The 8,464-nt window shown below is 62.6% G+C and carries 9 protein-coding genes; 2 read left to right on the forward strand and 7 right to left on the reverse strand.

The window, feature by feature from the left end:
• Nucleotides 1–16 precede the first annotated feature (16 nt).
• Nucleotides 17–220 (forward strand): twin transmembrane helix small protein, encoded by a 204-nt coding sequence (locus HZR81_RS20790; protein WP_013984507.1) that lies wholly within the window; start codon nt 17–19, stop codon nt 218–220.
• A 7-nt stretch (nt 221–227) separates the two neighbouring features.
• Here HZR81_RS20790 and HZR81_RS20795 read toward each other — a convergent pair whose 3' ends face one another.
• The 7 genes from HZR81_RS20795 to HZR81_RS20825 all read right to left on the reverse strand — a co-directional run bounded on the left by HZR81_RS20795 (nt 228) and on the right by HZR81_RS20825 (nt 7,064).
• Nucleotides 228–1,124 (reverse strand): cytochrome c oxidase subunit 3, encoded by an 897-nt coding sequence (locus tag HZR81_RS20795; protein WP_500129128.1) that lies wholly within the window; start codon nt 1,122–1,124, stop codon nt 228–230.
• Nucleotides 1,121–1,696, reverse strand: coding sequence for a cytochrome c oxidase assembly protein (locus tag HZR81_RS20800; protein WP_256076759.1), 576 nt, complete (start codon nt 1,694–1,696; stop codon nt 1,121–1,123). The genes HZR81_RS20795 and HZR81_RS20800 overlap by 4 nt, the downstream gene beginning before the upstream one ends.
• A gap of 64 nt (nt 1,697–1,760) precedes the next feature.
• Nucleotides 1,761–3,398: a cytochrome c oxidase subunit I gene (gene ctaD, locus HZR81_RS20805; protein WP_500129130.1), complete on the reverse strand. Its 1,638-nt coding sequence runs from the start codon at nt 3,396–3,398 to the stop codon at nt 1,761–1,763.
• Between the two features lie 12 nt (nt 3,399–3,410).
• On the reverse strand, nt 3,411–4,544 hold the full coding sequence (gene coxB, locus HZR81_RS20810; RefSeq protein ID WP_500129131.1) for a cytochrome c oxidase subunit II: 1,134 nt from the start codon (nt 4,542–4,544) through the stop codon (nt 3,411–3,413).
• Between the two features lie 202 nt (nt 4,545–4,746).
• Entirely contained in the window at nt 4,747–5,040 is a 294-nt protein-coding gene (locus HZR81_RS20815) for a hypothetical protein (protein ID WP_014822208.1), read from the reverse strand.
• Nucleotides 5,041–5,244: 204 nt separating this feature from the next.
• Nucleotides 5,245–5,832, reverse strand: a complete 588-nt coding sequence (locus HZR81_RS20820) for a glutathione S-transferase family protein (RefSeq protein WP_014822207.1) — start codon at nt 5,830–5,832, stop codon at nt 5,245–5,247.
• Between the two features lie 167 nt (nt 5,833–5,999).
• A complete protein-coding gene (locus HZR81_RS20825; protein ID WP_500129132.1) occupies nt 6,000–7,064 on the reverse strand; it encodes a PA0069 family radical SAM protein in 1,065 nt (354 codons plus the stop codon).
• A gap of 297 nt (nt 7,065–7,361) precedes the next feature.
• Here HZR81_RS20825 and HZR81_RS20830 point away from each other — a divergent pair, with 297 nt between their 5' ends.
• Nucleotides 7,362–8,432: an acyltransferase family protein gene (locus HZR81_RS20830; protein WP_313409851.1), complete on the forward strand. Its 1,071-nt coding sequence runs from the start codon at nt 7,362–7,364 to the stop codon at nt 8,430–8,432.
• Nucleotides 8,433–8,464: the final 32 nt, after the last annotated feature.

Here is an 8,464-nt window from a genome sequence, read left to right on the forward strand (position 1 = left end):
TGTCGTGGAATCGCTCATGCTCAAGGCGGCGATCGTTCTGTTGTTAGTGGCCACGCTGGTCAGTCTGTTCAGTGGGTTGTTCTTCCTCGTCAGGGACGAGGGCCGTACCTCCCGCGTGATCACGGCCCTGTTCATTCGCGTCACGCTCAGCGCGCTGACCGTTGCGCTGATCGGCTGGGGTTTCTATACGGGGCAGCTGCGCCCCGCCTTCGGTTTCTGAGCGCTCCCTAGATCACGTAGACGAATACGAACAGCGCGATCCACACCACGTCGACGAAGTGCCAGTACCAGGCCGCTGCCTCGAAACCGAAGTGCTGTTCTGGGCTGAAATGCCCGCGCAGGATGCGCACCAGCATCACCGTGAGGATGATCGCGCCCATGGTCACGTGGGCGCCGTGAAAGCCGGTGAGCATGAAGAAGGTCGCGCCGTAGATGCCCGAGCCCAGCGTCAGCCCGAGTTCGGTGTAGGCGTGCACATACTCCTCGATCTGCAGGATCAGGAATGCCACGCCGAGCAGCACGGTCAGGCCCAGGCCGAGCTTCAGGTGCTGACGGTTGTTCTTGCGCAGCGCATGGTGTGCCCAGGTCAGGGTGAAGCTGGAGCTGACCAGCAGGATGGTGTTGATCAGCGGCAGGCCCCAGGCACTGATGGTGCCTTCCGGTGCCGGATAGAGCTTGGGATCTGGGGTGTTGAGCAGTGGCCAGGTGTATTCGAAGTTGGGCCAGAGCATGTTGCTGATGCCCTTGTCGCCTTCGCCAGCCAGCCAGGGGCCGGCCCAGTAGCGGATGTAAAACAGCGCGCCGAAGAAGGCGAGGAAGAACATCACCTCCGAGAAGATGAACCAGCTCATGCCCCAGCGGAACGAGCGGTCCATCTGTGCGCTGTACAGTCCGGCGCGGCTTTCCTTCACCACGGCGCCGAACCAGCCGAACATCATGTAGGCGATCAGCAGCGCGCCGACGAAGAAGATCAGCGGCCCGTTGGACGAATCCCGCGCGGCCTTCAGGTCGTTGAACCAGCTGCCCAGTCCGTAGAAGGTGACCAGCAGGGCGATGGTGGCGATGATCGGCCATTTGCTCTGATCGGGAACGTAGTACTGCTCGTGGGTGGTCTGTTGGCTCATTGCAGACTCTCCTTGGCCGGTGCCGATGTGGCGTTGGCGGCCACCGGCGGCTGGCGGGACGTGATGTCGAACAGCGTGTAGGCGAGGGTCAGGTGATGCACGTCGGCGGGCAGGTCGCGATCGACGATGAAGCGCACCGGCATCTCGATGCGCTCGCCCGGTTGCAGCACCTGCTGGGTGAAGCAGAAGCATTCGGTCTTGTGGAAGTAGGCGGCCGCCCGTGACGGCGAGACACTGGGAATCGCCTGGGCGGTCATCGGCTTGTCGGTCGGGTTGTAGGCGACGAAGCGGATTTCCTGGCTGGCGCCGGGGTGCACGCTGAGCTGGTCGGCCAGCGGGCCGAACTGCCACTGCATGCCGGCGGCGTTGGTGGCGAGGAACTGCACCCGCACCGCACGCGCCTCGTCGGCGCTCTGCACGCCGGTGTAGGCGCCGGCGGTCTTGCCGTTGATACCGAAGGCCTGACACATCACGTCGTAGATCGGCACCAGCAAGAAGCCGAAGCCGAACATCGCGATCACGACGAACACGAGGCGGCGGACCAGGCGCCGAGTGGACAGGGCTTCGCTCATGGCAGCCTCCCCGATTGGCAGTTGCGGGTGGCCCGGCACCCCCCAGCCAAGCCCCGATGCGTGCTCACGGCAACAGCTCCCCGCCGGTGCCCTTGCGGTGCTCGTGCACGTCGCTCAAGTCCGGCGGCGTCTGGAAGGTGTGGTAGGGCGCCGGCGAGGGCACGCTCCACTCCAGCCCCTCGGCGCCGTCCCAGGGTTTGGCCGGTGCCGGCACACCACCGCGGATGCACTTGATGACGATGAACAGGAACAGCAGCTGGGTGGCGCCGAACATGAAGGCGCCGACGCTGGAGACCATGTTGAAGTTGGCGAACATCATGTTGTAGTCGGGGATGCGCCGCGGCATGCCGGCCAGACCGACGAAGTGCATCGGGAAGAACGCCAGGTTCATGCCGATGAAGCTCATCCAGAAATGCAGCTTGGCCAGGGTCTCGTCGTACATGTGCCCGGTCCACTTCGGCAGCCAGTAGTAGGCCGAGGCGAAGATGCCGAAGATCGCCCCCGGCACCAGCACGTAGTGGAAGTGCGCCACCACGAAGTAGGTGTCGTGGTACTGGAAGTCCGCCGGGGCGATGGCCAGCATCAGCCCGGAGAAGCCGCCGATGGTGAAGAGGATGACGAAGGCCACGGCGAACAGCATCGGCGCCTCGAAGGTCAGCGAGCCGCGCCACATCGTCGACACCCAGTTGAACACCTTCACCCCGGTCGGCACGGCGATCAGCATGGTGGCGTACATGAAGAACAACTCGCCGGTCAGCGGGATGCCGACGGTGAACATGTGGTGCGCCCAGACGATGAAGGAGAGGAAGGCGATCGCCCCGGTGGCGTAGACCATCGAGGTGTAGCCGAACAGCGGCTTGCGGCTGAACGCCGGGATGATCGAGCTGACCGCGCCGAAGGCCGGCAGGATCATGATGTACACCTCTGGGTGGCCGAAAAACCAGAACACGTGCTGGAACAGCACCGGGTCGCCACCCCCGGCGGCGCTGAAGAAGCTGGTGCCGAAGTGGATGTCCATCAGCATCATGGTCACCACGCCCGCCAGCACCGGCATCACCGCGATCAGGAGGAAGGCGGTGATCAGCCAGGTCCAGACGAACAGCGGCATCTTCATCAGCGTCATGCCTGGCGCGCGCAGGTTGAGGATGGTGGCGATCACGTTGATCGCACCCATGATTGAGCTGATGCCCATCAGGTGGATGGCGAAGATGAAGAAGGTCACCGACTCCGGCGCGTAGGTCGTCGATAGTGGCGCATAGAAGGTCCAGCCGAAGTTCGGCCCGCCGCCTTCCATGAACAGGGTCGAGACCAGCAGGCCGAAGGCCGCCGGCAGCAGCCAGAAACTGAAGTTGTTCATCCGCGGCAGCGCCATGTCCGGTGCGCCGATCATCAGCGGGATCATCCAGTTGGCCAGGCCGACGAAGGCCGGCATTACCGCGCCGAACACCATGATCAGGCCGTGCATGGTGGTCATCTGGTTGAAGAATTCCGGCTGCACGATCTGCAGACCCGGCTGGAACAGTTCGGCGCGGATCACCATGGCCATCGAGCCGCCGAGCAGGAAGGCGCAGAAGCTGAACCACAGGTACATCGAGCCGATGTCCTTGTGATTGGTGGTCAGCAGCCAGCGCGAGAGCCCCTTCGCCGGCCCGTGGTGGTGGTCATGCCCGACATGACCATGGTCGTCGATCACTGCACTCATCACCTGATCCTCTTACTGGGTGGCTTCTTCGGCCTGTTTGAAGTCGAGCACGTCTTTCGGCGTGACCATGTCGCCTGTCTCGTTGCCCCAGGCGTTGCGCTCGTAGGTGATGACGGCAGCCAGATCGACCTCCGACAGCTGCTTGCCGAACGCCGCCATGGCGGTGCCCGGCTTGCCGTTGACGACGATATTGATGTGCGCCTCGACGTCGCCGGTGGCGATGGGCGAGCCCTTGAGGGCCGGGAACATCGGCGGGATGCCTTCGCCGGTTGGCTGGTGGCAGGAGGCGCACGCGGTCTGGTAGACCTTCTCGCCGCGCTCGGAGAGCTCTTCCAGGGTCCATTCCTTGCTGGTCAGCTCGGCCAGCTTGGCGGCCTCGGCCTTCTTCTCGCCGAGCCAGGCGGCGTAGTCCTCCTGCGACTTGACCTCCACCACCACCGGCATGAAGCCGTGGTCCTTGCCGCAGAGTTCGGTGCACTGGCCGCGGTAGATGCCCGGCTGCTCGACGCGGGTCCAGGATTCATTGATGAAACCGGGAATGGCGTCCTTCTTCACCGCCAGATCCGGTACCCACCAGGAGTGGATCACGTCCGCCGCGGTGATCAGGAAGCGCACCTTCGCGCCCACCGGGATCACCAGCGGCTCGTCTACTTCCAGCAAGTAATGCTCGCCCTTGGGCGCAAGGTTATTGATCTGATCGCGCGGCGTGGTGAGGTTGCTGAAGAATTCGACATCCTCGCCCAGGTACTTGTAATGCCATTTCCACTGGTAGCCGGTGATCTGGATATCGACATCCGATTCGGACGCGTCGTAGATGTGAATCAGCGTACGGGTCGCCGGTACCGCCATGCCGACCAGGATCAGCAGCGGGATGACCGTCCAGAGCACCTCGACCTTGGTGTTCTCATGGAAATGCGCCGATTCCAGCCGCTTGGAGCGGCGGTGAGCGAACATCGACCAGAACATCACCGCGAACACCAACACACCGATGATCACGCAGATCCAAAAGATGGTCATGTGCAGATCGAAAACCGAACGACTGACCTCTGTGGCACCGGAGCGCATATTCACGTCCCAGGCCGCCTGGGCCTGGCCGAATAACGACCACAGCCCAATCCCCATCCAAACTCGTGGATGTCGCGACATTGCGGGTTCCCCTTATGGTTCTTGTTATCCCGCCGACCGCTTGTCTGGCCGCACAAAGGAGCTTGCTCGCTTCTGCGGTTTGACCACGCTTGGATCTGGCCTCCCCCAATTCCTGGTTGCCAGCCCTTGCTCTGTATGCGCAGTCGGAGTCCATCAGTACGCTTACGAACGGAGTATAGACAGCGATTGCAACCTGGCAATTTTACATAGCGCTCGCCCCCGCCTTGACGTCATCGGGATGGTCGTTTTTCTTCACGCCACGAATGTTCATCAGCGCCAGACATACCTGCAGCGTAATCAGCGCCCAGGCACCGGCGTACCAGCCCCATACCACCCACAGAACGTTACTCAACAAGAAGCACCAGAAGCCGACGGTACGTCGACGTGGTTGCAGGGAGCCGATGAGCCACGCAGCGATTACCGTGACCACCATGGCGGGCCATTGCACCAGATCAATCCACTCCACGTTGCCTCCAACACCAAGAATGCGGCGCATGGAGGCGCCGCTGGACTCAGATTGGTACGTTGCCTGCTGGGGATAGTTCCGTGGCAATAGGGCGCAGTGCTTTGAAAATCGCGGCCAGTTACGTTAGCGAAAAATGATGCTGTAAAACTGTAGCCGCAGCCAAAACATCGGCGGCGTTCGTCGTCTGGCTTCCATGTCGGCAGGCCCAGGAACGCGGCGGCTATAGCGCCAACTTCAGCCGGCTTTAGCTTTCGCGCGGCGTCGTGCGGGACGGTCCGCTCGGCTCAGATAAACATCGATCACTGCGCTTTCACCCAGCAGCGGGCGGGCGTGCTCGAATAGGCTCATATAGAGGATATCCACTGCTGTGAAGCGCTCGCCGAGAATGTACGGGCCGTGACCCAAAGCCTCCTCGATATGGCTCATCATCGCTTGGTAAAGGCGTGCCATGGCCGCATCTCGCTCCAAGGCCTGGTTGCCCTTCATGTAAATCAACGGTTCGGTCAACCCGACCTGATAGAACAGCCAGGTTATATAGCGCGCCCGCAGGGGGTCGCCGACCGGCACGCCAATCCTGGATTGTGGAAATAGGTCCGTGAGATACAGCGCAACGGCTCCGGTCTCGCTGATCACCTGGCCGCCATGCTCCAGCGCCGGAGTAAAGCCGTGCGGGTGAGGATTACGGGGGTCCGCTTCGCCATCGCCCACGTTCGGATCACTTACGACCTGAAGCTCATAATCAGCGCCCAGCTCTTCCAGAAGCCAGACAATGCGCGACGAAAAAGAGCCAGGAGCGTGGTACAGCTTCAAATTGCCAGGCATCGCGATATTTCCTCCGAAGTCAGATCGGCCACCGTCTTCGAGCGTGGCGGCCAGACAATTCAGGCTAGCCCAGCGCCGCTGTATTCGCACATTCGGGTTATCCAAAATCCACCGAAACAACGCTGCTGCTTGCTTATGCGCGTTCGGTCAAGGTTAAAAGCTGGCGTTTAAAGCAAGTTCATCTGCTGACCTGGCGGCGCGAAGCGGCTGCAATCCAGGCCGAAGTTCTGCTCGCGGCGGTTGTAGCCCAGACGTCGGCAAGCCAGCTGAAAGCGCTGGCCGAGCAGCTCGGCGAATTGGCCCTCGCCGCGCATGCGGCTGCCAAAGCGGCTGTCGTACTCCTTGCCGCCGCGTGACTGGCGCACCAGGCTCATGACATGAGCGGCACGCTGCGGAAAATGTTCTTGTAGCCACTCATCGAATAACGTTGCGACCTCATGGGGCAGGCGCAGCATCACGTAGCCAGCCGAACGGGCGCCGGCATCACGCGCCGCCGCGAGCATGCGCTCCAGCTCCATGTCATTGATCATCGGAATCATCGGCGCGCACATCACGCTGACCGGCACACCGGCGTCGTGCAACGTGCGCAACACCCGCAGGCGCGCCGAGGGCGAGGCCGCACGCGGCTCCATGATGCGTTTGAGCTCGTCGTCGAGCGTGGTCAGGCTGACCGACACGCTCACCAGCCGCTGTTCGGCCAACGGCACCAGCAGATCCAGGTCACGCAGCACCAGCGAGCCCTTGGTGATGATGTGCACCGGGTGCTTGAAGCGCAGCAGAATCTCCAGCGCCTGACGCGTCAGCCGCTGCTCGCGCTCCAGCGGCTGATAGGCATCGGTGTTCACCCCCAGGGCGATGGGCTGCGGCACGTAGCCCGGCTTGCTCAGCTCGGCCTCCAGCCGTTCGGCAAGGTTGGTCTTGGCGATCAGCCGGGTCTCGAAATCGATGCCCGGCGAAAGATCCCAGTACGCGTGCGATGGCCGCGCAAAGCAGTAAATGCAGCCATGTTCGCAACCGCGGTAAGGGTTGACCGAGCGATCGAAACCGACGTCCGGCGACTGGTTGCGCGTCAGTACCGACTTGGCGATCTCGCGGCGCACCTCGGTGGCGCGGGTCGGCGGGACGTCGTGTTCCCAGCCATCGTCGTAGGCCTCGCTGCGCGTGGGCGCGAAGCGGTTGTCCGGGTTCACCGCCGTACCGCGGCCGCGTGGTGTGGAATTGGGCAGGGTCATGTTCGTGGGCAAGGACTGTTTATATATACAGTAAACAGCTCGTCGACCGCGCGCCAGCCCAACTGATCGATGGCAACCGCTACCGCCCGTCGGTTGCCTCGGGAACATTTGCTTACAGGTCCGGACAAAGGAGGCTGATCGGGCGAGCGCTGTGGTTTCCGCGCTTCCCGAATTGGAGCCGGCCGGCAAACAAACAAAAGGATGATCAGGGCGCCTCCGGCGACCGATCCGGCAGTACCGGCATTGCACTCCCGTGCACTCCAGCTTCCAGCCACTGCCGACAGTCAGGAGCAGACCATGCATCCCACCGGTTCCTTTCACACCCGGGAAAACAACTTCGATTTCCTGCGCTTCTTCGCCGCTGCTCTGGTGCTGTTCGCCCACAGCTACCCGCTGGTCGGCCGTCGCGAAGACGAACCACTGACGCTGCTGACCGGCTATGAGAAGGGCGGCTCGATCGCCGTCGGCATCTTCTTCGTCATGAGCGGCTACCTGATCGCCTCGTCCTGGCTGGCCAGCAGCAGCCCGAAGAGCTTCCTGATCAAGCGTGCACTGCGCATCTTCCCGGCGCTGATCGTCGCGGTGCTGCTGTCGGTCTTCGTCATTGGACCGATGGTCACGCAGTTCAGCCTCGGTCGCTATCTGGCCGCCGACGGTACCTGGACCTACCTGCAGAACATCCTGCTGGTGACGCGCTACGAACTGCCTGGCGTATTCACCGGCAACATCTATCCCGATGTGGTCAACGGTTCGCTGTGGACGTTGCCGCTGGAAGTGCTGATGTACATCGGCGTGATGATTCTCGGCCTGACCGGCTTTCTCAAGCGCCGCCTGATCTTCCTGCCGATCGCCGTGCTGGCGGTCGGGCACTTCTGGCTGCTGGGCAAGCTGGGTATCGAGTCCTACTTCATCAAGAACATCTTCAAGCTCGGTCTGCTGTATTACAGCGGCTCGGCACTGTTCCTCTATCGCGACGACATTCCCTGGCGCGGCTGGATCGCGGCGCTGCTGTTCGCCGCGCTGGTGGCGACCTTCCGCACCGACATCGGCCCGCTGGTGTACTTCGTCGCGCTGCCGTACCTGGTGCTCTACCTGGCCTACGCGCCGCTGCCCTGGGTGTCGCGTTTCGGCAAGTACGGTGACTTCTCCTACGGCCTGTATATCTACGCCTTCCCGTTCCAGCAGCTCACCGTCTACCTGTTCGGCCCGCAGGTCGGCGTGCTCGGCCTGACGCTGATCGCCTTCGTGCCGACGCTGATCCTCGCCGCGCTGTCCTGGCACCTGATCGAAGCGCCGGCGATGAAGCTCAAGCGCCTGTTTGCCTCGCCACCGCAGCCGGGACGGGCGACGCCGAAGGTTGAGGGCTGAGCGAGCCTGGTATCGAAAAGAACCCGCCACAG

Source organism: Pseudomonas sp. LM13 (assembly GCF_041381355.1).
Lineage (GTDB): Bacteria > Pseudomonadota > Gammaproteobacteria > Pseudomonadales > Pseudomonadaceae > Stutzerimonas > Stutzerimonas frequens.